General features: G+C 61.3%; 20 protein-coding genes. 15 read left to right on the top strand and 5 right to left on the bottom strand.

Annotation, left to right across the window (positions count from 1 at the left end):
• On the bottom strand, window positions 1-2,185 hold a 2,185-nt coding region (locus tag JFT66_RS18945), incomplete at its 3' end, for a retention module-containing protein (RefSeq protein WP_198859862.1).
• Window positions 2,186-2,523: 338 nt separating this feature from the next.
• Here JFT66_RS18945 and JFT66_RS18940 point away from each other — a divergent pair.
• From JFT66_RS18940 to JFT66_RS18875, 14 genes are all read left to right on the top strand, one after another.
• Window positions 2,524-3,879: a TolC family outer membrane protein gene (locus JFT66_RS18940; RefSeq protein WP_034116721.1), complete on the top strand. Its 1,356-nt coding sequence runs from the start codon at window positions 2,524-2,526 to the stop codon at window positions 3,877-3,879.
• Between the two features lie 41 nt (window positions 3,880-3,920).
• On the top strand, window positions 3,921-6,077 hold the full coding sequence (locus tag JFT66_RS18935) for a type I secretion system permease/ATPase (protein ID WP_198859861.1): 2,157 nt from the start codon (window positions 3,921-3,923) through the stop codon (window positions 6,075-6,077).
• Complete coding sequence (locus JFT66_RS18930) at window positions 6,067-7,431, top strand: HlyD family type I secretion periplasmic adaptor subunit (RefSeq protein WP_034116722.1); 1,365 nt, start codon at window positions 6,067-6,069, stop codon at window positions 7,429-7,431. The genes JFT66_RS18935 and JFT66_RS18930 overlap by 11 nt, the downstream gene beginning before the upstream one ends.
• A gap of 216 nt (window positions 7,432-7,647) precedes the next feature.
• Window positions 7,648-8,532: a TauD/TfdA dioxygenase family protein gene (locus JFT66_RS18925; protein ID WP_198859860.1), complete on the top strand. Its 885-nt coding sequence runs from the start codon at window positions 7,648-7,650 to the stop codon at window positions 8,530-8,532.
• Window positions 8,533-8,546: 14 nt separating this feature from the next.
• Window positions 8,547-9,572, top strand: a complete 1,026-nt coding sequence (locus JFT66_RS18920; RefSeq protein ID WP_034116724.1) for an ABC transporter substrate-binding protein — start codon at window positions 8,547-8,549, stop codon at window positions 9,570-9,572.
• A 1-nt stretch (window position 9,573) separates the two neighbouring features.
• Window positions 9,574-10,425, top strand: a complete 852-nt coding sequence (locus tag JFT66_RS18915; RefSeq protein WP_198859859.1) for an ABC transporter ATP-binding protein — start codon at window positions 9,574-9,576, stop codon at window positions 10,423-10,425.
• 12 nt (window positions 10,426-10,437) lie between these two features.
• Window positions 10,438-11,286 (top strand): ABC transporter permease, encoded by an 849-nt coding sequence (locus JFT66_RS18910; protein WP_034116726.1) that lies wholly within the window; start codon window positions 10,438-10,440, stop codon window positions 11,284-11,286.
• Between the two features lie 60 nt (window positions 11,287-11,346).
• Entirely contained in the window at window positions 11,347-12,267 is a 921-nt protein-coding gene (locus tag JFT66_RS18905; protein WP_153871723.1) for a LysR family transcriptional regulator, read from the top strand.
• A 159-nt stretch (window positions 12,268-12,426) separates the two neighbouring features.
• Window positions 12,427-13,962, top strand: coding sequence for an MFS transporter (locus JFT66_RS18900; protein ID WP_034116728.1), 1,536 nt, complete (start codon window positions 12,427-12,429; stop codon window positions 13,960-13,962).
• A 15-nt stretch (window positions 13,963-13,977) separates the two neighbouring features.
• Complete coding sequence (locus JFT66_RS18895) at window positions 13,978-15,036, top strand: HlyD family secretion protein (protein WP_198859858.1); 1,059 nt, start codon at window positions 13,978-13,980, stop codon at window positions 15,034-15,036.
• Entirely contained in the window at window positions 15,033-16,478 is a 1,446-nt protein-coding gene (locus JFT66_RS18890) for an efflux transporter outer membrane subunit (RefSeq protein WP_198859857.1), read from the top strand. Before JFT66_RS18895 ends, JFT66_RS18890 begins: the two co-directional genes overlap by 4 nt.
• A 74-nt stretch (window positions 16,479-16,552) precedes the next feature.
• Window positions 16,553-17,062, top strand: a complete 510-nt coding sequence (locus tag JFT66_RS18885; protein WP_198859856.1) for a sigma-70 family RNA polymerase sigma factor — start codon at window positions 16,553-16,555, stop codon at window positions 17,060-17,062.
• Complete coding sequence (locus JFT66_RS18880) at window positions 17,059-18,009, top strand: FecR domain-containing protein (RefSeq protein ID WP_034116732.1); 951 nt, start codon at window positions 17,059-17,061, stop codon at window positions 18,007-18,009. The genes JFT66_RS18885 and JFT66_RS18880 overlap by 4 nt, the downstream gene beginning before the upstream one ends.
• A 92-nt stretch (window positions 18,010-18,101) precedes the next feature.
• A complete protein-coding gene (locus JFT66_RS18875; RefSeq protein ID WP_198859855.1) occupies window positions 18,102-20,555 on the top strand; it encodes a TonB-dependent siderophore receptor in 2,454 nt (817 codons plus the stop codon).
• Window positions 20,556-20,636: 81 nt separating this feature from the next.
• On the opposite strand, the gene JFT66_RS18870 is transcribed toward JFT66_RS18875, so the two are convergent.
• From JFT66_RS18870 to JFT66_RS18855, 4 genes are all read right to left on the bottom strand, one after another.
• Window positions 20,637-21,869, bottom strand: coding sequence for a type II toxin-antitoxin system HipA family toxin (locus JFT66_RS18870; RefSeq protein WP_080752883.1), 1,233 nt, complete (start codon window positions 21,867-21,869; stop codon window positions 20,637-20,639).
• On the bottom strand, window positions 21,847-22,206 hold the full coding sequence (locus tag JFT66_RS18865; protein WP_034116734.1) for a helix-turn-helix domain-containing protein: 360 nt from the start codon (window positions 22,204-22,206) through the stop codon (window positions 21,847-21,849). Before JFT66_RS18865 ends, JFT66_RS18870 begins: the two co-directional genes overlap by 23 nt.
• 104 nt (window positions 22,207-22,310) lie before the next feature.
• Window positions 22,311-23,015, bottom strand: a complete 705-nt coding sequence (locus JFT66_RS18860) for a DUF3142 domain-containing protein (RefSeq protein ID WP_162524883.1) — start codon at window positions 23,013-23,015, stop codon at window positions 22,311-22,313.
• Entirely contained in the window at window positions 23,012-25,168 is a 2,157-nt protein-coding gene (locus JFT66_RS18855) for an outer membrane assembly lipoprotein YfiO (protein ID WP_198859854.1), read from the bottom strand. Before JFT66_RS18855 ends, JFT66_RS18860 begins: the two co-directional genes overlap by 4 nt.
• 180 nt (window positions 25,169-25,348) lie before the next feature.
• On the opposite strand from JFT66_RS18855, the gene JFT66_RS18850 reads away from it, so the two are divergent.
• On the top strand, window positions 25,349-26,929 hold the full coding sequence (locus tag JFT66_RS18850) for a glycosyltransferase family 39 protein (protein ID WP_198859853.1): 1,581 nt from the start codon (window positions 25,349-25,351) through the stop codon (window positions 26,927-26,929).
• The last annotated feature ends 17 nt before the right edge of the window (window positions 26,930-26,946 follow it).

The following is a 26,946-nucleotide window of genomic DNA, read 5'->3' as shown; positions in this document are numbered from 1 at the left end:
GTGCAGGGACGGTTACCGTGCCAACGGTCTCGCCAGCCTTGATGGTAATGGACGAACCGTTATCCAACTTCAACGTAACGTCAGTGCCCGCCTTATTGGAAAGCGTAGCGGTGTACGTAATCTGCCCGCCCTCGTTCGCCTCGGTCGGCGCAGTCAGCGTCACGGTGGTGGTGTCGATCGAATCGGTGATCGTGGTAACCGCCGGTGTCGTACTCGGCACCAGGCTTTCAAAATTGCCGCCGGTCGCGCCGGTGATGGTGGTGCTGACGGTGCTGCCGTTGACGTAGACGTCGTTGGGCGGCGTGTCCACAACCACGCTGCCGACGGACTCGCCTGCCTTGATAGTGATCACCGAGCCATTGCTCAAGGTGACGGTCACCGGCGTTTGCGCCGGGTTGGTCAAGGTGGCGGTGTAGGTGATCTGGCCGCCTTCGGTCACAGTCGGGCCTGCCGTCAGGGTGACGGTGGTGGTATCGACCGAATCAGTGATGGTGGTGACCGCCGGTGTCGTGCTCGGCACCAGGCTCTCAAAGTTGCCACCCGTAGCGCCGGTAATGGTGGTGCTGACAGTCGAACCGTTGTTGTAGACGTCGTTGGCCGGCGTATCCACGACCACTGTGCCCGCCGACTCTCCGGCCTTGATGGTGATCACCGAGCCATTGCTCAAGGTGATGGTCACCGGAGTTTGCGCCGGGTTGGTCAAGGTAGCGGTGTAGGTAATCTGCCCGCCTTCGGTTACGTTGCCATCGGCAGTCAGGGTAACGGTGGTGGTGTCGATCGAATCAGTAATGGTGGTGACCGCAGGCGTTGTGCTCGGTACCAGGTTCTCAAAGTTACCGCCGTTTGCACCGGTGATGGTGGTGCTGACAGTCGAACCATTGTTGTAGACGTCGTTAGCCGGTGTATCGACCACAACGGTGCCCGTCGACTCGCCCGCCTTGATGGTGATCACCGAGCCATTGCTCAAGGTGACGGTCACCGGCGTCTGCGCCGGATTGGTCAAGGTGGCGGTGTAGGTAATCTGCCCGCCTTCGGTCACGGTCTCGCCAGCGGTCAGTGTGACGGTGGTGGTGTCGACCGAATCAGTAATGGTGGTGACCGCAGGCGTGGTGCTCGGCACCAGGTTCTCGAAGTTACCGCCGGTTGCGCCGGTAATGGTGGTGCTGACGGTAGAACCATTGTTGTAGACGTCGTTAGCCGGAGTATCGACAACAACGCTGCCCGTCGATTCGCCCGCCTTGATGGTAATCACCGAGCCATTGCTCAAGGTGACGGTCACCGGCGTCTGTGCCGGGTTGGTCAAGGTGGCGGTGTAGGTGATCTGGCCGCCTTCAGTCACCGTATCGCCCGCGGTCAGCGTGACGGTGGTGGTGTCGATGGTATCGGTGATCTGCGTCACGGCCGGATTAGGGTCGATGGTCAGCACCAGATTGCCGCCGCCGGTGGTACCGGTAACGCTGACGCTGATCTGGCTCGGGTCGATGTAGGGGCTGTCGTTAGGGGCCAGGGGCACGTTGACGGTGCCGGTCAACTGGCCGGACGGGATGGTAATCACCGCGCCATTGGACAAGGTGACGGTCACGTCGCTGGTGGAAGGCCGGGTCACGGTAGCGGTGTAGGTCAGCACGCCGCCGGCTTCGGTGATGGTCGGAGTTGCACTCAGGGACAGGGTCGAGGGCTGCAGCGCCAAGCCTGAGTCGGCGCCAGGGGCGCCGGTCAGCGCGTTGAGTGTCGAAGTTCCCTGGCCAATGGGGCCGGTTGGGAAGCCGATGGTCGGATCAACGCGGCCAGCAGTCGCGTCCAGCACCACGAAACTGTGGCCGCCACCGGCAGCACCATTACCCGTAGCGTTTGCGCCTGCGGCGGTGGCTTCCAGGTCGGTGGTCGGGTCGGCGCCGGCGGCGATGGCTTGCTGCAGCTCGGCAACCGATGGCGCGGCTTGTTCGTTAGCGGCGGCGAGGTCGAGGCTGGAGTCTGGCAGGTCAGCGCTCCACTGGGTGTCGCGGCCCAGGTCCAGGATGCGGCCGTCGGCCAACTCCAGGCTCACCGCGCCGGACATGCCCGTGTCGATCTGGTCACCCGCGAACAGGCGATCACCTTCTACGAGGACACGCCGCGTGCCTTCCGGAGAAATAACGAAAACTTGACCAACAATGCTTTTGACGATGGCAACAACACTGCTCATTAAAATTTTCTCCGGCAATCCGTTTCGATAAATTCCATTTTGCAGCGTGTGATTAGCGCTGCTAATTTGGAGGTCGTAGTCTATGAATGTCTTGACGTCAAATATTTGGCTAGATTTTTTAGTGATCTAGTTTGTGCCAAAGTATTGACCTTATGGCTGCCATCCTAAACAATCAGCACCGTAATGTCACATTGATATTTATGCGGCGAACCGTCCTACATGTGTGAAGCAGTTCCGCTTTTTTGAACTTTCCGACGTACGGTCATTACGGTAGCCATTATCCGACGCAGCGGTGCCAATCGCTGTGACTTGAGACAAGAAGTCCTGGGGATTTTTAAATGCGTCTGCACCTGTTCAAGGCAATACCGTTCGTTCTCGCCGCCAGTTTCGTACAAGCCCAGACACTGCCCCAAGCTATGCAGCAGGCCTTGGATGTACACCCGGAAATCCAGGCGGGTGTAAATAGCCGCATCGCCGCTGACTACCAATTGCGCGCTGCACAAGGTGGTTACCTACCGCGTGTCGACCTGAACGCCGGTTACGGGCGCCAAGGTACTGACAACGCCACCACCCGAGCTAACAACCCAAGCGGCAATCACTGGGACACGCTCAACCGCGGTGAATCCAGCCTGCGCCTGCAGCAAATGATTTTTGACGGTTTCGCCACCTCCAGCGAAGTCGGGCGTCAACAAGCCAACGTTAATTCCCGTGCCTACTCTTTGCTGGGTACTTCCGAGCGTACGGCGTTGACCGTCGCCCAGGTTTACCTGGAAGTGTTGACCCGCCGTGAGTTCGTGCGCCTGGCCGAAGACAACCTGCGCAACCACGAACGCATCTACGATCAGATCAAGTTGCGCACCCAGCGTGGCGTCGGCAACGGTGCCGACCAGGACCAGGCCGAAGCGCGCCTGGCCCAGGCCCGCAACAACCTGATCACCGAGCAGACCAACCTGGCAGACGCGCAGGTCAACTACCTCAGCGCCGTCGGCCAGATGCCCGACCAGCTCGAGCGCCCGGCGCCGTTCATGGCCATGCTGCCGGCAGACCTGAATGAAGCCCGTCGCCAGATGCTCGACAACAGCCCGATCCTGCGTTCGGCCGAGTCGGATATCTCCGCCGCCGAGAAGCAGTACGAAGCCGCCAAGTCCACCTTCTACCCGCGCTTCGACGCTGAGTTGGGCACCAATGCCGACAACAACGTCTCCGGTGATCCCAACCACAGCAATGGCTGGGAAGCCATGGTGCGCATGCGCTTCAACCTGTTCGCCGGTGGCAGCAACAAGGCTGACCTGCAATCGAAGTCCTACCAGGCTAACCAAGCGCTGGACATTCGCAACAACGCCTTGCGCCAACTCAATGAAGAGCTAGGCTTGGCTTGGAACGCACTGAACAACGCCAACGCCCAATTGCCGGTCGCCCAGCAATACGTGGACCACAGTACCCGCGTACGCACGTCCTACCAGCAACAGTTCGGCCTCGGTCAACGTACCCTGTTGGATTTGCTCGACAGCGAGAATGAATTGTTCACCGCTTCCCGCCGCCTGGAAGAAATCAAGAACATTCAGTTATTTACTCAGTACCGAATCAAGGCGACCATGGGTGAATTGCTCAAGAGCCAGGGAGTGGTCGCACCGATGGCTTCCGTCGTACAGAACGACGTGAAACCTAAAGTCCAACTGCCTGGGATGAATTGAGTCACCTCAATAGCCCCATCTGTTAGTCGAGAGTGCACCGCGTGGAATCTGAAATCAGTCGAGTTCATCTCAGTCATGATCCACGCGCCCTGCACGACGACCCATTGCTCGACGGGTTGTTGGCGCTCTGCGCCCTGCACCAGAAACCGGCCAGTGCGGCCATGCTCACCACCGGCCTGCCGCTGCCTTCGCAGCGTTTGAGTGCCGAGCTGTTGCCGCGTGCCGCCGCGCGTGCCGGGTTGCAAGGCCGGGTGCTGCAACGCAAGCTGGAGCAGATCCCGACGATTGCATTGCCGGCGCTGCTGTTGCTCAAGGACGGTCGCAGCACCGTGCTGGTCGGCTGGCAAGGCGAGGATGAAGCACGGGTCCTGCTCAGCGAAAGCGACGGCGGCGAAGTGCTGATCAAGCGCGAGGCGTTGGCCGACGACTACATCGGCAAGGTCTTCTTCGCCCAGCCGCAACACAAATTCGACGTCAACCACGGCAGCCTGATTCCTCGGGCGCGTTCGTGGTTCCGTGACACCCTCAAGCGTTCGCGCTGGCTCTACACCGACGCCATCGCCGCCAGCTTCCTGATCAATATCATCGCCATGGCCGCACCGCTGTTCGTGATGAACGTGTACGACCGCGTCGTACCGAACCAGGCCACCGCCACCCTGTGGGTGCTGGCCGTGGGTATCTGCGGCGCGTACCTGTTCGACCTGGTCCTGAAAAGCCTGCGCAGCCTGTGCCTGGACCTGGCCGGTAAAAAAACCGACCTGATCATCTCGGCCACACTGTTCGAACGCATCGTCGGCATGTCCATGAAGTACCGCCCGGCGCGAGTCGGTAGCTTCGCCCAGAACATTCATGAGTTTCAAAGCCTGCGTGACTTCCTCGCGTCGCTGACCCTCACCAGCCTGATCGACCTGCCGTTCACCTTGCTGATCTTCCTGGTGATCGCCATCCTCGGTGGGCATCTGGTGTGGGTGCCGGTGCTGGCATTCCCGCTGGCGCTGGGTATCGGCTATGCGCTGCAAAAGCCGTTGGTGGCTACCATGGAACGTACCATGGCCCTGGCCGCCGAGCGCCAGTCGAGCCTGATCGAAACCCTTGCCGGGCTCGATGCGGTCAAGGTCAACAACGCCGAAAGCGAGCGCCAGTACGGCTGGGAACAGACCATCGGCACGTTGAGCCGGCTTGAGCTGCGGGTGAAGTTACTGTCGGGCCTGTCGATGAACATGACCCTGCTGATCCAGCAATTGGCCGGCGTGATCATGATCGTGTTCGGCGTGTACCAGATCATCGACGGCAACCTCAGCATGGGTGGCCTGATTGCCTGCTACATGCTCAGTGGCCGTGCCTTGAGCCCGCTGGCGTCGCTGTCGGGCCTGCTGACGCGCTACCAGCAAGCCAAGGTCACCATGACCTCGGTGGACCAGATGATGGAGCTGCCCCAGGAGCGCAATTTCGAAGAGCGCCCCATGAGCCGCCGCACCCTGCAAGGCGCCATCGAGTGCCGGGGCCTGAACTTCACCTACCCGAACCAACAGAACCCAGCGCTGAGAAACATCAACCTGGTGATCAAGCCCGGGGAAAAAATCGGCATCATCGGCCGCAGTGGCTCGGGCAAAAGCTCCCTGGCCAAATTGATCGTCGGCCTATATCAACCCGACTCCGGCGCATTGCTGGTGGACGGCGTGGACGTGCGCCAGATCGACGTGAGCGAACTGCGCCACAACATCGGCTACGTCGCCCAGGACATCCAACTGCTCGCCGGCACCCTGCGCGACAACCTGGTCAGCGGTGCGCGTTACGTCGAGGATGAAATGGTCCTGCAAGCCGCCGAACTGGCCGGTGTGCACGAATTCGCCCGCCTGCATCCCCAGGGCTACGAGCTGCAAGTCGGCGAGCGTGGGCAGAACCTGTCCGGCGGTCAGCGCCAGAACGTCGCCCTGGCCCGTGCATTGTTGCTCAACCCGCCCATCCTGCTGCTGGACGAACCCACCAGCGCCATGGACAACACCGGTGAAGAACGCTTGAAACAACGCCTGCAAGCCGTGGTGCAAAACAAGACTGTGGTGCTGGTCACGCACCGGGCTTCACTGCTCTCCCTGGTAGACCGCCTGCTGGTGGTCGACCGTGGGCAGATTCTCGCGGACGGCCCGAAAGCCGTGGTCATGGAAGCGTTGAAGAAGGGGCAGATCAGTGTTGCTTAACTCCATCAAGAGTGCGGTCGGCCGCTACTTCAAAGGCTCCGATTCGCTGCAGGGCCAACCCCTGCCCGAGGTCAACAAAGCGCTGATCGAAGATGCGCCGCGAGTCATCCGCCTGACCATCTGGGCGATCATCGGGTTCTTTGTGTTCCTGGTGGTGTGGGCAGGGTTTTCCCAGATCGACGAAGTAACCCGTGGCGACGGCAAGGCGATTCCATCGTCCAAATTGCAGAAAATCCAGAACCTGGAAGGCGGTATCGTCGCCGAGTTGTACGTCAAGGAAGGCCAGATCGTAGAAGCCGGCGCGCCGTTGATTCGCCTCGACGACACGCGGTTTGTCTCCAATGCCGGGGAAACCGAAGCCCTGCGCCTGGCCATGCAACTGCGGGTCGAACGCCTGAGTGCGCAGGTGGATGATCGCCCGCTGAACATCCCCGACGACGTGCTCAAGGCTGCGCCGAGCCAGGCTGCCAATGAGCGCTCGTTGTATGAAAGCCGTCGCCAGCAGTTGAAAGACGAAGTCGGCGGCTTGCAGGAGCAACTGGTACAGCGCCAACAGGAGCTGCGCGAGTTCACTTCCAAGCAGAGCCAGTACCGCAGCCAGTTGTCCCTGCAGCGCCAGGAAATCAACATGTCCGAGCCGCTGGTGGCTCAGGGTGCGGTATCGCCGGTGGAAGTGCTACGTCTCAAGCGCGCTGAAATGGAAACCCGCGGCCAGTTGGACGCCACCACCCTGGCGATCCCCCGCGCCGAGTCAGCGATCAAGGAAGTGCAACGCAAGATCGACGAAACCCGTGGCAAATTCCGCAGCGAAGCCCTGACCCAACTCAACGAAGCCCGTACCGAACTGAACAAGGCCGAGTCCACTGGCCGCGCCCTGGAAGACCGAGTCAGCCGCACCCTGGTCACCTCGCCGGTGCGCGGGATCGTCAAGCAGTTGCTGGTCAACACCGTCGGCGGTGTCATCCAGCCGGGCAGCGACATGGTCGAAATCGTGCCACTGAACGACACCCTGCTGGTGGAAGCCAAGATCCGGCCGCAAGACATTGCTTTCCTGCACCCGGGGCAAGAAGCGGTGGTCAAGTTCACCGCCTATGACTACACCATCTACGGCGGGCTCAAGGCCAAGCTCGAACGCATCGGTGCCGACACCATCACCGACGAAGACAAGAAAACCACCTACTACATGATCACCCTGCGCACCGACCGCAGCCACCTGGGCACCGATGAGAAGCCGTTGCTGATTATCCCGGGCATGGTCGCCTCGGTGGATATCATCACCGGCAAGAAAAGCATCCTCAGCTACCTGCTCAAGCCGATCATCAAGGCGCGGGCCGAGGCGTTGCACGAGCGGTAATTCTCTGGCGCCTTTGCCGGCCCCATCGGGAGCAAGCCTCCTCCCACAGTTGATTTGTGAATACATTCAAATGTGGGAGGGGGCTTGCTCCCGATAGGGCCATCAGCATCACCCTGGGCCTCAAACCAAACGGCCATATCGATATGCCTTAACAGTATTTAAAATCCCGTTCTTATACCTATAAATTCACTTCCCTGACCGCCGGGAGTGAATCCAATGTCCGCCACCGCTGCTGCCCCCACCACCGCCAAAACTTTCGACATCCGCCCCTTCCCCGGCAGTGTCGGCGCCGAGATCATTGGCCTGGACTTGTCCCGCCCGGTCAACGACCAGGACTTCGCCCGTATCCACCGCGCACACCTGGACCATCACGTCGTGGTGTTCCGTGACCAGCGCATCACCCCCGAACAACAGATCGCCTTCAGCCGCCGTTTCGGTGTGTTGCAGATTCATGTGCTCAAACAGTTCCTGCTGGCCAACCACCCGGAAATCCTGATCGTCTCCAACATTATCGAGAACGGCCAATCCGTCGGCCTGGGGGATGCCGGCAAGTTCTGGCACTCGGACCTGTCCTATAAGGCGCTGCCAAGCCTGGGCTCGATGCTGCATGCCCAGGAGCTGCCCGCCGAAGGTGGCGACACCCTGTTTGCCGACATGCACAAGGCCTGGGAGCAACTGCCCGAACACCTGCGCAACGCCGTGGAAGGGCGCAGTGCTGCGCACTCCTACACGGCGCGCTACAGCGAAACCAAATTCGAAGGCAACTGGCGCCCAACCTTGACCCCGGAACAGCTCGCTCAAGTCGCCGAAGTGGTACACCCCATCGTGCGCACCCACCCGGAAAATGGCCGCAAGGCGCTGTTCGTCAGCGAAGGCTTCACCACCCGCATCGTCGGCCTGCCCGATGACGAAAGCCGTGACCTGCTGGCCCAGCTCTATGCACACAGCGTGCTGCCAGAAAACATCTACCGCCACCAATGGCAACCCCACGACCTGGTGTTCTGGGACAACCGCTCGCTGATCCACCTGGCCGCCGGTTGCCCAAGCCACCTGCGCCGCAAGTTGTACCGCACCACCATCCAGGGCGATTCGCCTTTCTGATTCGGAGCATGAGCATGTCCAGAAGTCTTCCATTTGCACGCTTGGCTTTGACCATCGGCTTGGGTATCAGCCTATTGGCCGGTAGCCTGATCGCCCCGGCCACCGCCCAGGCCGAAGGTAAAATTCGCATCGCCGAGCAGTTTGGCATCGTCTACCTTTTGCTCAACGTGGTGCGTGACCAAAACCTGATCGAAAAATACGGCAAGCAAGAAGGCATCGACATCGAGGTCGACTGGACCCAGTTGTCCGGTGGCGCAGCCGTCAACGACGCTTTGCTCGCCGGTTCCATCGACATCGCCGGAGCCGGCGTCGGCCCCTTGCTGACCATCTGGGACCGCACCCACGGCAAGCAGAACATCAAGGCTGTGGCCTCCCTGGGTAACTTCCCCTATTACCTGATCAGCAATAATCCCAAGGTCAAAACTATCGCCGACTTCACCGAACAAGACCGCATCGCAGTGCCGGCTGTGGGGGTATCGGTGCAATCGCGCTTCCTGCAATACGCCGCAGCCAAACAGTGGGGTGACAAGGAATTCAATCGCCTCGACAAGTACACCGTCGCCGTCCCGCATCCTGACGCCACTGCAGCGTTGATCGCCGGCGGTACCGAGTTGACCGGGCACTTTTCCAACCCGCCGTTCCAGAACCAGGCGCTTACCAACCCTAACGTGCATGTAGTACTGAACACCTATGACCTGTTGGGCCCGAACTCGCCGACGGTGCTGTTCGCCACCGAAAAATTCCGCAAAGACAATCCGAAAACCTACACGGCATTTGTCGAGGCGTTGACCGAAGCTGCGCAATTCGCCCAGAACGACAAAGGCGCGGCGGCGGACACCTACATCCGTGTCACCAAGGCCAAGATTGACCGTGCCGAACTGCTGAAAATCATCGACAACCCGCAGTTCGAATTCAGCGTCACCCCGAAAAATACCTACCCGCTGGCCGAATTCCTCTACCGCGTTGGCGCCATCAAGAACAAGCCTGAATCGTGGAAGGACTACTTCTTCCAGGACGCCAAGCCCTTGCAAGGAAGCTGACATGAACGCGCCTTTGCAAGGCCACACGGCCAGCAGCCTGAACACCGCCGAGCCACTCTTGGCCGTGGACCACGTCAGCCTTGAATACCGCACCCCCGAGCGTGTGGTGCGGGCCACTCACCAAGTCAGTTTCGAGATCGACCCGGCCGACCGTTACGTCTTGCTCGGCCCTTCGGGTTGCGGCAAATCAACCCTGCTCAAGTCCATCGCCGGGTTTATCAAACCCTGTGAAGGCGAGATTCGCTTGCTGGGGCAGAAGGTCGAACAGCCCGGCCCGGATCGTATTGTAGTGTTCCAGGAATTTGACCAGTTGCCGCCGTGGAAAACCGTCAAGCAGAACGTGATGTTCCCGCTGCTGGCCTCCAAGATGTTGAAGCGTGGCGAGGCCGAAGAGCGTGCGCTGCATTACCTCGATAAAGTTGGCCTCAGTGCTTTTTCCGACGCCTACCCCCACACCCTTTCCGGCGGCATGAAGGCCCGTGTGGCGATTGCCCGCGCGCTGGCCATGCAGCCGAAAATCCTGCTGATGGACGAACCCTTCGCCGCCCTCGACGCCCTGACCCGGCGCAAGATGCAGGAAGAGTTGCTGCTGCTCTGGGAAGAGGTGCGTTTCACCCTGTTATTCGTCACCCACTCCATCGAGGAGGCGCTGGTGGTGGGTAACCGCATCCTGTTGTTGTCGCCCCACCCCGGCCGCGTGCGCGCCGAGATCCACAGCCATCAATACGACTTGCACAGCCTTGGCGGTGTGGAGTTCCAGGCGTCGGCGCGGCGTATTCATCGCCTGCTGTTCGATGAAGTGCCCGAGGCCGAGCGTGAGTTGGGTTTCGCTGATATTCGCATCGCTTACTGAAGGGGCCGACGTATGCGCCAGGAATTTGAAGTCAGTCTCGAACCGCTGCTCAGCGTGCCTGTGGAGCGCGAGCTGCCATTTCGCCAACGCCTGTGGCAGCAAGGCTGGTTGCGCAAGGGCCTGATCCTGATCGTGCTCGCCATTCTCTGGGAGGCGGTTGCCCGCTACCAGAACAACGACCTGCTGCTGCCGAGCTTTTTGCAGACCTCTCAGGCACTGTTCGACGGCCTGCTCAGTGGCGAGTTGCTGAGCAAAGTCAGTATCTCGCTGGTGGTGCTGATCAAGGGTTACCTGATCGGTATCGTGCTGGCGTTTGCCTTGACCACACTGGCGGTGTCGACCCAGTTGGGTCGCGACTTGCTTAGTACGTTGACCTCAATGTTCAACCCGCTGCCGGCCATCGCATTGCTGCCGTTGGCGCTGCTGTGGTTCGGCCTGGGGCAGAACAGCCTGATCTTTGTGCTGGTGCATTCGGTGCTGTGGGCCTTGGCGTTGAACACCTATTCGGGGTTTCTTGGCGTGTCCGAAACCCTGCGCATGGCGGGCCGCAACTATGGCCTCAAGGGTATGCGCTTCGTGCTGTTCATCCTGATCCCGGCGGCGCTGCCGTCGATCCTGGCCGGGCTCAGGATCGGCTGGGCATTTGCCTGGCGTACGCTGATCGCCGCCGAGTTGGTGTTCGGTGCCACCAGCGGCAAGGGTGGGTTGGGTTGGTACATCTTCCAGAATCGCAATGAGCTGTACACCGACAAGGTCTTTGCCGGCTTGGCGGTGGTGATTCTGATCGGCTTGCTGGTGGAAAACCTGGTGTTCAATACCTTTGAGCGGCTTACGGTGAAGCGCTGGGGTATGCAGCGCTGAGCCAATGATCCCTGCTACGATTGCGCCCAGTTCACTCCCCACTGATCACGAGTGCTTGGCATGCAATTACCGGATATGAACCTGCTGGTCGCCCTCGACGCGTTGCTTGACGAGGGCAGTGTGGTCGGCGCCGCGCGGCGTATGAACCTCAGCCCGGCCGCCATGAGCCGCACCCTCACGCGGATCCGCGAAGCGGTGGGCGATCCGATCCTGGTGCGTGCCGGCCGTGGCCTGGTGCCGACCCCCAAGGCCCTGGAGCTGCAAGGCCAGGTGCGCAACGTGGTGGAGCAGGCCGCGCTGCTGTTTCGCTCGGCGGACCAAGTGGACTTGAGCACACTGCGCCGCCGCTTCAGCGTGCGTGCCAATGACTTCTTCATCGGGGTGTATGGCGGTCGGCTGTTCGACACCATGGAGCGTGTGGCGCCGCTCTGCGAACTGCGTTTCGTGCCCGAAGGCGACACCGACGACGAAGCTTTGCGCGAAGGGCGCCTGGACCTTCGCGTGAGCAACACCATGCCGGTCAGCCCCGAGGTGAAGGTGCAGAACCTGTTCTCCACCACCTTCGTCGGTCTGGCGCGGCAAGACCACCCGTTGTTCGACGAAGAAATCACCGCCGCACGCTTTGCCAGCTATTCCCACATCAGCATCTCGCGGCGCGGCATCGCCCGTGGGCCGATCGACACCGCGCTGAGTGAGCAGGGCCTGGAGCGCCGCGTAGCGATGATCGCGCCGGGCTTTCACGGCGCGATGTTCATGCTGTCGGACTCCGACCTGATCCTGCCGGTGCCCAAGGAAGCGCTCTTGAGTGCAAAGCGCCTGAACCTGCCACTGCGTGCATTTCCGCTGCCGATCTCGTTGCCGACGCTGGTATTGGCCCAATCCTGGCACCCGCGCTTCGACAAAGACCCGGCGCACAAATGGCTGCGCGAAACCATGCGCGAGAGTTGCCACGCCACCTGGCTCGAAGCCCAACCCAACTAAAAACCTCAAGCCATGCACAATAAAAATGTGGGAGGGAGCAAGCCCCCTCCCACATTTGGATTGCGTCTGGCGCACTTATAACCTGCCAACAAGTCACTTTTTGTCATGCAAGTGCCTGATTAAACTGCTCGGGTATTTATCATTCCGAGTTACCTGTTCATGACGTCCCTCGCTGCCCCCGCGCTCCAGGCCGCAGCCAAACCCACTGCCCTTAGCCCGCCGGTATTCGGCCTGCGCATCATCATCGGCCTGGTCGGCGTGTTGCTGGCGGTGCTGGTGTCTGGTCTCAACGAGATGGTCACCAAGGTCGCCCTCGCTGATATCCGCGGTGCGCTGTACATCGGCTTTGACGAAGGCACTTGGCTGGTTGCCGCCTACACCGCCACGTCCGTAGCGGCTATGGCCTTTGCGCCGTGGTGTTCGGTGACGTTTTCCCTGCGCCGCTTCACGCTGTGCGCCATCGGTTTGTTCACCGTGCTGGGCATCCTCTGCCCGTTCGCGCCGAACTACGAAAGCCTGCTGCTGCTGCGCACCGTGCAAGGCTTGGCCGGTGGTGCGCTGCCGCCGATGCTGATGACTGTGGCGCTGCGCTTCCTGCCGGCCAACGTCAAGCTCTATGGCCTGGCCGGCTATGCACTGACCGCTACTTTCGGCCCGAGCCTGGGCACACCGTTGGCGGCGCTGTGGACCGAATACGTCGGCTGGCAATGGGCGTTCTGGCAGATCGTTGTACCGTGCCTGCTGGCCATGGCGGCTGTCGCTTATGGCCTGCCGCAAGACCCGCTGCGCCTGGAGCGCTTCAAGCAATTCAACTGGCGCGGCCTGCTGCTGGGGTTTCCGGCGATCTGCATGTTGGTGATCGGCCTGCTGCAAGGCAATCGCCTGGACTGGTTCGAGTCGGGCCTGATCACCTTCCTGCTGTGTGGCGGCACCGTGTTGCTGGTGTTGTTCATGCTCAACGAATGGTCGCACCCGATGCCGTTCTTCAAGTTGCAGATGCTCGGCCTGCGCAACCTGGCGTTTGCCCTGATCGTGCTGGCAGGTGTGCTAATGGTGTTGACCTCGGTGATCATCATCCCGTCGAGTTTCCTCGCCCAGGTCCAGGGCTACCGGCCGCTGCAAACCGCGCCGGTGATGCTGCTGATGGCGTTGCCGCAGTTGATCGCGTTGCCGCTGGTGGCGGCGCTGTGCAACTTGCGCTGGGTCGATTGCCGCTGGGTATTGGGGATCGGCTTGAGCATGTTGGTGCTGTGTTGCATCGGCAGTTCGCACCTGACCTCGGCGTGGATCCGTGACGATTTCTATGGCTGGTACCTGCTGCAGATTTTCGGCCAGCCCATGGCCGTGTTGCCACTGCTGATGCTGTCCACCGGCAGTATCCAACCCATCGAAGGGCCGTTTGCGTCTGCCTGGTTCAACACCGTCAAAGGCCTGGCCGCTGTGATCGCCACCGCCGTGCTGGACACGCTGACCACCCAGCGCCTGCACTTGCACTCAACCATGCTGGTGGACCGCCTGGGCAATTCGCCCCTGGCCGATGCTGATGCGCCGGGCCTCGCCCATCGCCTGCACGAGCAGGCCGTGGTGCTGACCTCTTCGGATCTTTACGTCGTCATGGCCGGTGTCGCGGCGGCGTTGATCCTGCTGATTTTCTGGATGCCCACGCGGATCTATCCGCCTCGCGCTCCGACCTAGCCACAAGGACTTTCCATGAAACGCAAAGACAAAATTGCCGTCTCCGTTATTGCTGTATTTGCCGTTGGCGTACTGGTTTACCTGGTCGCGCCAGGCGTGCTGGGCAGCAGGCACCAGACCACCAACGACGCCTTCGTCGCCGCCGACTTCACCCTGGTCGCGCCGCGGGTGGCGGGCTTCATCAAGGAAGTGTTGGTGGAAGACAACCAGCGCGTCAAAGCCGGCCAATTGTTGGCATTGATCGACGACCGCGACTTTCGCGCCGCCGCCCAGGCTGCCGACGCCGATACGTTGGTGGCCCAGGCGCAACTGAAAAACGCCAGCGCAACCCTGGAGCGCCAAAGCTCGGTGATCGCCCAGGCCCAAGCCACCGTGGCCGCTGACCGCGCCGAAATGGCCTTTGCCGAACATGAACTGAACCGCTACAACCACCTCGCTGGCGTGGGCGCGGGCACCGTACAGAACGCCCAGCAAGCCAAGACCCGCATCGATCAGGCCACCGCGCGCCTGGCCAACGCCACCGCCGTGTTGGCGGCCGAGCGCAAGCAGGTGGAAATCCTCACCGCCCAGCGTGATGCGGCCGAAGGTGGGCTCAAGCGCGCCCAGGCGGCGTTGGAAATGGCCAGCTATCAGCTGTCCTACACGCGCATCGTCGCGCCGGTGGATGGCATGGTCGGTGAGCGTGCGGTAAGGGTCGGCGCCTACGTGACGCCGGGCAGCAAGATCCTCGCGGTCGTGCCGTTGGCCGAGGCTTATGTGGTGGCCAATTTCCAGGAGACGCAACTGTCCCACATGCACGCCGGCCAAGCCGTGCAGGTGCGTGTCGACAGCCTCGACGGCGAGTTGCTCAACGGCCACCTGGAGAGCCTGGCACCGGCCACGGGCGTGACGTTCGCCTCGGTCAAACCGGACAACGCCACTGGCAACTTCACCAAGGTGGTGCAGCGTATTCCGGTGAAGATCGTCCTCGAACCGAACCAGCCACTGACCCAGCGCCTGCGCGTCGGCATGTCGGTAGAGGCCAGCGTCGATACCCGGCCGGTCGCGCAACAGCGTGAGGTGGCCCAGCAATGAGACACGTCGCCTGGCTCACCTTGAGCCTGATCAGCCTGAGCGCCTGCACGGTCGGCCCGGATTTCCAGCGGCCACAGGGTCCACACATCAGCCAGTGGAGCGAACCCCAGGGCCGTCAGGCCGCCAGCCACGCCGTCAGCGACCCCTTGCAGGAGCGCTGGTGGGATGTATTCCACGACGAGCAGCTATCGTCTCTCACGCGCCGCGCCCTCAGCGATAACCTCGACCTGAAACTGGCCAGCAGCCGCCTGCAACAAAGCCGCGCCGTACGCCAAGTAACCACGGCCGAACGCTACCCCAACGTCGATGCCGGTGGCGGTTATCAACGCAAGCGCAACAGCGGCAAAGGTTTGAGCGACCCCTCCGGCGAGAACGGCCGTTCGGCCTTCAACCAATGGGACGCGGGCTTCTCGGCCGCCTGGGAACTGGACTTCTGGGGCCGGGTCAAGCGCGAAACCGAGGCCGCCGATGCCACCCTGGAGGTCGCCGAAAACGACCGCCGCGCCGTGTTGTTGTCGGTGCTGGCCGAGACCGCCCAGGACTACATTCAACTGCGCGGCGTGCAAAACACCCGCGCCGTTACCGAGCAAAACCTCGACGTCGCCCGCCACAGCCTCAAGCTCTCGCAGCTGCGCCTGGCCGACGGCGTGGCCACCGACCTGGACGTGGCCGAAGCCGCTGCCCAGGTCGCGACCATCGAAGCGCGCCTGCCAGATCTGCAGCAGCGCCAGGACCAATTGATCAACGCCCTGAGCCTGCTGATGGGCGAGCCGCCCCAGGCCCTGCACGCGCAGCTGTCCAAGGACGCCGCCGTGCCGCAAACCCAGCGCCAGGTCGCCATCGGCCTGCCCTCGGAACTCGCTGAACGCCGCCCGGATATCCGTCAGGCAGAAGCCCGCCTGCACGCCGCCACCGCGACTATCGGCGTGGCCAAGGGCGACTTTTACCCGCGCATTACACTGTCTGGCAACCTCGGCTCCCAAGCCATGCAACTGTCGGACTTCGGCTCCTGGGGCTCCCGCGCCTTTGCCTTCGGCCCGCAATTTAGCCTGCCACTGTTCAACGGCGGTCGCCTGCAAGGCATGTTGAATTTGCGTGAAGCCCAACAGCAGGAAGCGGCGCTGGCGTACCAGCAAACCGTGTTGCGTGCCTGGCATGAGATCGACGACCAGCTGACCCGCTACAACGCCAGCCAACTGCGCCGCGACAGCCTCGCCGAAGCCGTGCGCCAGAACCAGATCGCCCTCACCACCGCGCAACATCAGTATGTCGAAGGCGTGGTGGATTTCGTCAACGTACTCACGGTGCAAAGCGCGTTGCTGGCGACCCAGGAACAGTGGGTGGAAAGCTCTACCGGCGTGTCTTTGGCCATGGTCGGCTTGTACAAGGCGCTGGGAGGAGGGTGGGAGTCGGTGTATCCGTTGCAGACCGCCGGGCGCTGAGCAACAAAGAGTTTTTGTCAGTCGCGAAATAAGATGTAATGATAATTGCTCTCAATAACGTGACCGAGCTTTTCATGAGCATCGCGACTGACGGCCAGCAACAGCTTCACATCCTGTATCGCGACCATCACGGCTGGCTGCAAGGCTGGTTGCGCAAGCGCCTGGGTGACCGTGAGCACGCCGCTGATGTGGCGCAGGACACCTTCCTGCGCCTGCTGGTGTCCGGGCGTTTCCCGGGCGACAAGGAAAGCCGCAGCTACCTGGCACAGATCGCGCGCAATCTGGTGATCGACCAATGGCGCCGCCTGCGTATCGAGCGCGCCTACCTGGAGAGCATCGCGCACCTGCCCGAGCCCGAGTCACCGTGCCTTGAAACCCGTGCACTGATCCTCGAAACCCTGATGCAGATCGACGCCATGCTCGACCGCATGCCCGACAATGTGCGCCGCGCGTTTTTGCTGTCGCAGTTCGAAGGCTTGAGCTATGCGCAGATCGCCGAGCGCCTGGGCGTCACCGTCAGCTCAGTGCAGAAGTACATGACCCGGGCCATCGTCGCCTGCTACCAAGTGGTTTACGACGAATGAAACACGATGCGCCCATCGCACCGGCAATTGTCGAGCAAGCCAGTGAGTGGCTGATGCTGCAATGGGGTGGCGAACTGCAAGGTGAGCACCGCCGAGCGTTCGCCCAATGGCAAGCGGCCGACCCGGAACACCGGCGTGCCTGGCAACGTTTGCAGCAACTGCAACAAACCCTTGGCGGCGTACCCGCCGACAGCGCTCGGGTAGTCTTGCGCGACGCCCCGGACACCCAGCGCCGTGCCGCGCTGAAGTTGCTTGGTTTGCTGCTGGTGGCTGGGGGCAGCGGCTATCTGGTCCAGCGCAGCGAGCCCTGGCAGGCCGCCTTCGCCGAGCACCGCACCGCCACGGGTGAAATTCGCCACGTCACCTTGAGCGACGGCACGCAGTTGGACCTCAACAGTGACAGCGCCGTAGACCTGCGTTTCAGCGTCAGCGAACGGCGTATCCGCCTGATCCGTGGCGAGGTGCTGCTGACCAGCGGCCACGATCCCTCCCGGCCGTTGATCGTCGAAACGCCTGCCGGTGATGTGCAGGCATTAGGCACGCGCTTTGCCGTGCGCGAACTGCCCGACGGTAGCCGTGTCGACCTCTATGAAGGCCGCCTGCGAGTCACTCCGCTGCACGGCACGGCGGTGCAAATGAATGCCGGTGACAGCCTTTGGTTCAGCGCACGCCAATGCGCTGCGCTGCCGGCGGTGAGCGCCAATGCCAGCAGTTGGACCCAGCATCGCCTGGTCGCCGAGCGCCAGCCGCTGGGAGAGTTCGTGGCGCAGTTGAGCCGCTATCGCTCGGGCTTGTTGCGCTGTGATCAAGCCGTAGCTGGCCTGTTGTTGACCGGCGTGTTTCCACTCAACGATACCGATGCGATTCTCGCGGCCCTGGAGCGCTCATTGCCGGTGCAGGTGCAGGCCGTGACGCGCTACTGGGTGACGATCAAGGCGCGCGCCTGAAAAAATTATCATCAGCGCTTGTCGGTTTTTGCGCGCCGTGCGGGATACCTCTTGAAAGCCAATCAAGAAGCGTTCTCACGGGGAGTCCTGCAATGTCGCACCACCCAATCCAACCCTTGGCCCGCGCCCTGCGTCGTGGCTTGTTTGCTGGCCTGCTAGCGACCGTGCCGGTGCTGCCGAACCTGGCTCAAGCCGAAGAAAGCACCGAGGCGCTGCGCACCTATGACATTCCGGCGAGTAGCCTCGACCAGGCGTTGAACCGTTTCGCCAGCGCCTCGGGCATCCTCTTGTCAGTTGACGCGACGCTCACCGAAGGCAAGCGCAGCGCAGGGCTGAAAGGGCGTTACGGCATAGGCGCGGGGTTGGAACGCGTGCTGGCGGGCAGCGGTCTGGCGGCGGTGCAATCCCAGGGCAGTTGGTCATTGCAGGCCATTTCCGGCGACGGCGCATTGCAGCTGGGGGCGACCCAGATCAGTGGCCAGCAGGAGCAGGAAAGCGCCTGGGGCCCAGTGGACGGCATTGTCGCCAAGCGCAGTGCATCTGGCAGCAAGACCGACTCGGCGCTGGTGGAAATCCCCCAGACAATCAACGTGATTACCGCCGCCGAGATCAAGGCGCGTGGTGCCCAGAGTGTCACCCAGGCGTTGCTCTACACGCCCGGCATGACCGCGGGCGGCTTCGCCGATCGGGTCAAGTTGTTCGATGAGCCAACCTCCCGCGGTTTTTCGCCCACGCCGCTGTACCTCGACGGCTTGCACTTGCCCTACGGCGGTGGCAGCACCGGCGGCGCGTTGCAGATCGAGCCGTACTCCCTGGAGCGCATCGAAGTGCTCAAGGGCCCGGCGTCAGTGCTTTACGGCCAGAACCAGCCGGGCGGCATCGTCAATATGGTCAGCAAGCGGCCCAGCGAAACCCCGGTACGCCAAGTGGTGCTGGAGGCCGGCACCTACGAACACAAAAGCGCCGCCATCGACCTGAGTGGCCCGCTGGATGAACAGGGGCAATTTCTCTATCGCCTGACCGGCCTGGCCAATGACGGGCAGGACGAGATCAACTATGTCGAAAACAAGCGCCAGTTCATCGCCCCCAGCCTCACCTGGCGCCCCAATGACGACACCAGCCTGACCCTGTTCGCCCAGTACCAGAAAGACAAAGGCGTACCCGAAGCCCAAGGCTTGCCAGCGTCCGGCACGCTGTGGGACAACCCCAATGGCAAGATCAAGCGCGACGTATTTATCGGCGAGCCGGGCGTCAACCAATACAACCGCGAGCAATACGTGCTGGGCTACGAGGTTTCCCATCGCCTCAACGACATCTGGACCCTCAAGCAAAACGCTCGCTACGCCGAGGTAGACGATCGCTACACCGCACCGCTGCACGGTTACCGCTTCGTCGCCAACCCGGCCACCGGCGTGCAAGACCAGCGCTACCTGCAACGTTTCGGCGTGGACTGGTCGCAGACCAACAAGGTGTTCGGCGTCGACAGCATTGCCCAGGCCGAATTCGACACGGGCGCGTTGTCCCACACCGTCATCGTTGGCTTGGACTACTACCATTCCAACTCGCAGTTTCATGGCCTGTATGACCGCAACCCGCCGATCATCGACCTGTTCAAGCCGGTCTACGGCCAGCGCATGAACTTCGGCCAACCCTATCGCTGGGACCGCACCGTCACCCAGACCGGCTTGTACGTGCAGGACCAGATCAAGCTGGATAAATGGGCGCTGGTGCTCGGTGGGCGCTATGACTGGGCCAATGTGGTGAACAAGGAGCCGTTGGCCGATACCCGCTTTGCCAGCAAAGACCAGGCGTTCACCGGCCGTGCGGGTCTGGTGTATCTATTCGATAACGGCGTGGCGCCCTTTGTCAGCTACTCGGAATCCTTCCTGCCGCTGGCCGGCACCGACTCGAACCGAAAACCGTTCGAACCGTCCACCGGCAAACAATACGAAGTCGGCGTGAAGTACCAGCCGCCAGGCCAAAAGAGTTTTATCCAAGCCTCGGTGTACCAACTGGACCAGGACAATGTGCTGACCACCAACCCGGTGGACACCACCTTCAGCACCCAAAGCGGCGCCATGCGCTCGCGGGGTGTTGAACTGGAAGCCAAGGCCGTTCTGAGTGACGCCTGGGAAATCATCGCCTCGGCTGCGCGCAACGACATCAAATACACCAAGGACAACGACGGCCGCCAGGGTCGCCACCCGGCCGGTATTTCGCCACTCACCGCCTCGATGTGGGTCAATTACACCGTGCTTGGTGACACCCCGCTGGCCGGCCTTGGCGCGGGCCTGGGCGTACGCTATGCCCGTCAAAGCCTGGGCGACTACTACGAGGGCGCCTTCAACGTGCCGTCCTACAGCGTTTACGATGCAAGCCTCAGCTACGACCTGGGCACCTCGCCGCTCAAGCTCAAGGGCGTGAAACTGGCGATGAACGTACAGAACCTCAGCAACAAGACGTACGTGTCGCAGTGCACCAGTGACTTGGACTGCTACTACGGCGAAGGGCGAACGGTGGTGTCGAGCCTGACCTACGATTGGTAATTGCGCTTTTATGTGCGCAATAACATGAGCGTGATGTCGTCTTCGGCTGCGCACCCGTCAAGGGTGCGCTATGTGATCGTCTTAAGCGGGTCTTGCCATCAGCTGCGATTCAAACCGGGTGCAGACATTGGAAAGCATGCTCACATCGGCACCGCTACAGCCCGCTGCCTCAAAAAAAACGGAGGCTTGCCGCACGACAGCATAGACGTCAGTGACGATGGCTCTTGCTTCATCCTTCCCCAGCCCAAAGCGCTCAGGTGTACTCAGCAAATTGCTGACAGACGAAACCCTGCCTTCATTCCCGATGATGAGGGCCTGCAGGCCCAACTGCGTCGGGTGGGGTAGCACGTCAAATACTGGCGCAAGGGAATAACCCGTAGAGCTGGTCAACAGTAGTCCGGTTTGTTTCAGGTGGTCGTCGCTATTTCCGATAAGCACATTGAAAGCCATGCGCCTATAAAGCTCTCGCATATCTAACGTTGCATCGTCGCTGACCTTCTTCAAAACATCTGCGATTCTGGAATAGGAAACGTCACCCTCAACCGCGCCAACATGCATTCTCGGCTTCTCAGCGCTTACCAACGAGTTGCAGCTGACATAGTGCCCGCGACCTGCTCCTTCATGCCGGTCAAAACGTTCGACCATCAACACCGGTTTGCCGGCTACCTCTACCAACTTGTGCCCTGCTGCGGGTAGACCCGCTGCGTCTGCCATTTGAAGGCTGGCAAATTCAGCACGTGGCTGATCGAAAATATCGTCGCTCCGGCCGAGTTTAGCGATCCACTCCTTACCTTCATGGGTCACAGTGACCTTCGGTCTTGCGCCACCCATGGAACTGCCGAATTCGAATAGCCGTGCGATTTGCGCAGGTAGGTTCACTTCACCTTTTTCGATTTGATCGAGGCCCACCATGATTCTTTCAAGATCTTCAAATTGCGGTGGTTGGTGCAGGGGTGGCAACAGATGTCGTGACGCACTGAAAAGCAGGCAACCAACCCCCGTACCCCGCGAGGCAAGCAGCCATTCGATTTCGTTTTGTGGGTGCTGTTTGTGGGTGGCCAGCAGGACACGCCGGCCCCAATTGTCTGGAGTGGCGTCGTCAAGCACCCCGAACATGCGCGTAGAGAAATACTGGCCACTGGTCAGTGGCACATTCAGCGGGTCAATCGCAAAGGCGTTGGGGCGCGCGAGCCAGCTATTGGCGTAGCGAAAAACGAACCCACTGCCGTGCATGGCCACCTCACCCACAGGGACTGGGTCACCGACTGAGTGAGCTGAAAAAACAAATGCATTACCAATCGGCGTCCAAGACATTGGGTTCTCCTTCTGTGCGAATGCGCTCGGGCTCACGGGCAAGGCTCATGGTAATCCCAACCTGGTCAAGTTCCGGCGACGCGATGCTCGCCATTGCCTCCTCTAGATCCATCGCGCTTAGAACATTCATCAGTACCCCGAGGGATACGCCCGCCTCTCCCTGTCTCAGCCGTTGATACGTCTGCCGTGTGATTCCCGCGCGACTGCATATTGTGGAAATTTTTAACCGACGACGAATGCGGGCTATTTCGATACCGTTCCCGATACCCTTCATCAGCTCATCGCTTCTCTCTGAGATATACCCTTTGTGAGGGTAGGGCCTTTCCAATTTGAGCATGATATATCACCCATTAATGCGATAGGAGTAACTTATATCATCCAAATTACTAAATACAGCACATAAAAAACCGGTTCGATGCCGGTTTTTCCATGTCGAAAGACTCAACGGTTCTGCAAAAACACCACATACCCCCGAAACCACTCACTTCCCTGCAAATACCCCGGTTCTTCCCATTCCCCACCCTGAATCAAGCCAATCTTGAACGGCACCCCCATCCGATTCATCCGTGGCAGGTAAGCCGCGTAGTCGGGGATGCTATGGCGCCCTTGATACGTCTGCACCACCACTTCATCCACCACCCCCTTGAGCTGGGCGATGGCGGCCGGGTCGGCGTTGCTGCTCCAGTCCATCAGGCCGGTGATGCTCAGGCGCAGGTCGGCGGGCAGGCGTTGGCGAAAATCGCGCAGGAAGTCGGCGTATTCGTGCAGGTATTGGGTGCGGGCGTCAAAATCGATCTGGATGCCGATTACCGGGTTGCCCGCGTCACGCCAGCGTTGCACCTGGCCAAGCAGTTGGGTGTAGACCTGTTCCGGCCAGTGCAAGGTGTGGGCACGGTAGACCACCCAGACTTCGCCTTGGGTAATACGCGGTACGCTGATGCCCTGGGCGATCAGTTGCACGCCGCGTTGCGGCGCGCGGCGGGTGGAGTTGATCTGGCCCTGAAGGATGTACAGGGTCTGCGCCTGCTTGATAACCGGTTGGGGCGTGACGCCGCTCCACAGCCAGAAGGCGTCGTAGTCGCGGGCGTCGACGGTGCCGAAAGCCGGGCTTGCCAGCAACAGCAAGCCCAGCCACAGCGACTTCACCAGTAGTACTGCAGCGATTTGCCCCACTGGGTGTCGGCGAAACCGGTCTTGAGTTGGCGGAACCAGGCTTTGCGCACCGCTGGCGCGACGTCCTCGCCACCACAACTGTTGTAGCCAGCCGGCGCGTAGCAGTTGATGGCGCGGAACAGCGCATAGGCCTTGTCGGTTTTCGGCGCCTTGGCGTTGGCGATCACCTGTTTGTAGCCGTCCAGGCGCGAGAAGGTTTCACCCTTGAACTGCGAGGCGGTGCTGCCCAGGCTGCCGGCGGCGCGGGGTTGTTCCAGGGGCATGCCGTCCAGGCCGTTGCGCAGGATGAATTCACCGAAGCAGTTCAAGGCGTGGGGGTTTTTAGCGTCGTCCTGCAAGGTCGCGGCGGTTTGCGCGATGCTTGGGCAGGCATAGCCGGATTCGGCTTTGTCACCGTCCCACTGGAACAGCTTCAAGGTCTGGCCGCTGGTATAGGTGTAGCCCAGGCTGGTGCCGAGTTTGTCCTCAGAGAGCGACGCTTGCTTGAGGTCGTCGGCAAAGGTGGCGTACTGGCCGTGAAGCAGGTCTTTGTAGAGCAGCACAAATTGCGCGCTCTGGCGCTCGGTCGGGTCGCTGGCCTTGGCGACCTGCTGGCGCAACAGGTCAGGGCCGGCGACGTTGCGCAGCAGGATGTAACGCACTTGCTTGGCGCTGATCGGCGAGTCGGCGGCGAACACCTTGGCCAGTTGGCCGCTGCGCTCGTAGTTCATCGCCAGTGCCAGCTCTAGCTGGTCGCGTTGCAGCGGTTGCTTGGCCAGGGGCAGCAGTTGCAGCCACAGGGCTTCGGCGCCTTTCCAGTCTTGCTTGGCCTCCAGGGCCAGGGCACGCAGGGTCTGTTGGCTGAAGGCGAAGTAATCGAGGTTCGATGGCACATCTGCGGGCAGATGCTTCAGGGCAGTGTCGGGTTGATGCTCGACGTACAGCGCATGCGCCGCTTGCAGGTAGTCGAACAGCGCCGGCTCGTTGGCAAAGGTGGCTTTCTGCTTGTCGAGGTCTTCGCGGGTCAACAGAGGCGGGGTATGAGCGCGCATCGCCATCAGGTCGCTGACCACCTGCAGCATCGGGCTGTTCGCCGACTTGTTGCCGACCATCAGCAACTTGAGGTCGGCCTCTTCCACCAACTCGTCGACGCTCACATTACGCTGGGCGTCGGTGGCCTCGGTAAATTGCCAGGTGAAGTCGTCGGCGAGTTTGGCGTCGTCGTCTGCCAGCCAATGCACGCGGCGCAGCAGGCCACGGGCGGATGCAACGTAATCGCCCTGTGGATACGTTTTCAGGTAACCGAGAAAGCCTTCTTCGGCATCGCTCAGGGCGGCCTTATCCACATGCTCGCGTTGCGGCATGCCGTACTCGTCGAAGGCTTCGGCCTGGGCCTGGTTCAATGATGTGCGAGCGGTCATGTACAGCGCGGTTTCCTTCAGCCAGGGCACATCGCTGGTAGTGGCGGCGGCGAAACCGCGTTCGGCGTCACCGAAGCGCCCGCTGTAGAAATCAGCGGCGGCCTGCAGGTAGGTGCGAAACAGCTGGGCGTTGGCCGATGGGGTCTGCTGTGCATCCACGACCTGGCCGTCCCAGTTGCAGGTGGTGAGCAATTGCAGCCGCGCCTTGACCAACAGGTCACGCTCGGTCGCCGGCATTTGGGCTTTGATCACCTGGCTGATAAACGCGGTGGCGCTGCCCTCGCTATTGCTGCGGCAGCGGCTGCCTTCGCCATTGAGGAAGGCTTCGCCGGCAGTTTTGGCGTCGTCGCGCTTGATGCCCACAGAGGCAAGCAACACATCGAGTTCTGGGCTGGGCGTTTTGTCCGAGTCCGCGTCAGTCTCTGCATTCGCGGCAGGCGTGAGGCGATACACCGGGAACGGTACCGGGCCAAAGCCCTGGGCCAGGTCATCTTCACCCAAGGCATTGGGCGTCAGCGGCGCGGCTTTCTTGTCGGCCAGCAACAGGCGCAGGTTGACCCGGCTGTCGTTGCCTGGGCTGAGAAAGGGCTGGTTGCTGCAGGGTTCGAGGCTGTCACGCGAGACCCGCCAGTCCGGGTAGCACGAGTCGTCGGAACTGGCCTGGGCCTGGAGGGAAATACCGGCCAGCAGGGCCAGTGCCAGAGGTGACAAAAAACCGATGCGCATGACGTGTCCTTGATCCTTGGTCCTTGGAGGGAGCCAATAATAGCCTGATCCTGACGCTTGCTTCGGTGAAGGCCTACACAAATTGCTGATTTGTCCGATTCCAGCGGCGAACCCGGGGCTTTTGTCCTAGAGTGGCGGTGTTTGCGCTTAGGCAAGCAGGGCAATGCCAGGGGAATTGAGGTGCGTCGGTCTGTGGTAGAGCAAAATGAAAAACTCGCGGTGTTGCCTGCTTCCCATCGCCTGACCTGGGAGGGCGCCACTTGGCTCAGCCGTCTCTGGTGGGTGCCGATCCTGGCGCTGGCTATGGCCCTGCGGTTTTACCACCTCACTTCAGCGGCGATCTGGGGCGACGAAGGGTCGAGCCTGCTGCTCAGCGAATACGCCGTGGCCGACCTGTGGTTTCACGCAGCCCATGATGTGCATCCGCCGCTGTATTTCTTCCTGCTGCGCGGCTGGATCGAGGTGTTCGGCGACAGCATCGGCTCGATCCGCAGCATGAGTGCCATCCCCGGCGTGGTCGCGGTGGGCCTGGGTATCTGGCTGACGCGGCAACTGTCCACCCGACGCGCGGCGGTGCTGGCGGGAATCCTGCTGGCGCTGCTGCCCACGGCGGTGCGCTACAGCCAGGAAGTACGCATGTATTCGCTGCTGGGCGTGTGGCTGTTGGGCGCTACGCTGGCGCTGGTGTACTGGCTGCGCCAACCCGAGCGTACGCGTTACCTGGCCGCGTATGTGCTGTTGATGAGTGCCGGTTTCTACACCCATTACTTCACTGCGTTGTGTGTGCTGGTGCATTGGGCGTACTTGGGGGGGCAGGCGCCGGGGCAACGTTTGCTCACGCGACCTGCGTGGTGGGTAGCCAACGCCACGATAGTGCTGTTGTACCTGCCCTGGCTGCCGAACCTGTTGGACCTGGTGCAGCACGTCGACCAACTCAAGGTCGGCGGGGACATTGGTTGGGAAGATCCGGTCAACCTGCAGTCCCTGCCGTCGATGATCTGGCAGTTCGTGCTGCAGGATGAAGGCGTTGATTTCTGGCCGCCGCTGTTCTGGCTATTTGCGCTGCTGTTAATTGCGGTGGTCGTGATGACGGCCTGGCACTATCGACCGGCACGCCTGCTGGCACTGTTTTTCCTGTTGCCGCTGCTGCTGGTATATGGGGTTTCGTTTATCTCGCCGGTGTTTATCGAACGTTATCTCACCGTGTACGCCTTGGCTTTGCCGATCCTCGTTGCCCTTGCCATCGATCGCCTGCCGTCACGCTGGTCATGGCTGGGCGTGGCGCTGTTGGTATTGTTTGTCGGCGTGGAACTGCTGGGGTTGAAGAACAACTTCACCGTGGATGAGCACGATCAACTCAACGTGCCGGTGGAGTTCGTCAATCGCAATTACCAGGAAGACGACCGCATCGTCCTCAGCGACATGCTGTGGTACCTCAGCTACGTGTACTACGACGAGACTGACGCCCAGTTGCAGCTCTACACCCCGCCCAAACCCGACGGCACGTCGACCCGGCCCAATGCCTACGGCTTTGGCACCCTGGTAGATCAGGATGGCGGGCGCATATACCTCGACTCTTTATCGGCATTACCGGCCAATACCCGGCGCGTGTGGCTGATCAGCAGCAACGAAGCACCGGACGACTTCGCCCCGCTACCCGAAGGCTGGCGCGAACTCAGTCGCCAGGACGGCGGTGGTGCACGGGCGCGTCTGTTCGTGCTGTGCAAAGTGCCAGCGCCGCAACCCGAGGGCTGTCGCTAGCCTCGGTTAAACCTTCT

The organism is Pseudomonas sp. MF6755, from assembly GCF_016405635.1.
Lineage (GTDB): Bacteria > Pseudomonadota > Gammaproteobacteria > Pseudomonadales > Pseudomonadaceae > Aquipseudomonas > Aquipseudomonas haemolytica.
Note: the sequence above shows the minus strand (reverse complement) of the source record. Positions and strands in the feature narration are given on the sequence as shown.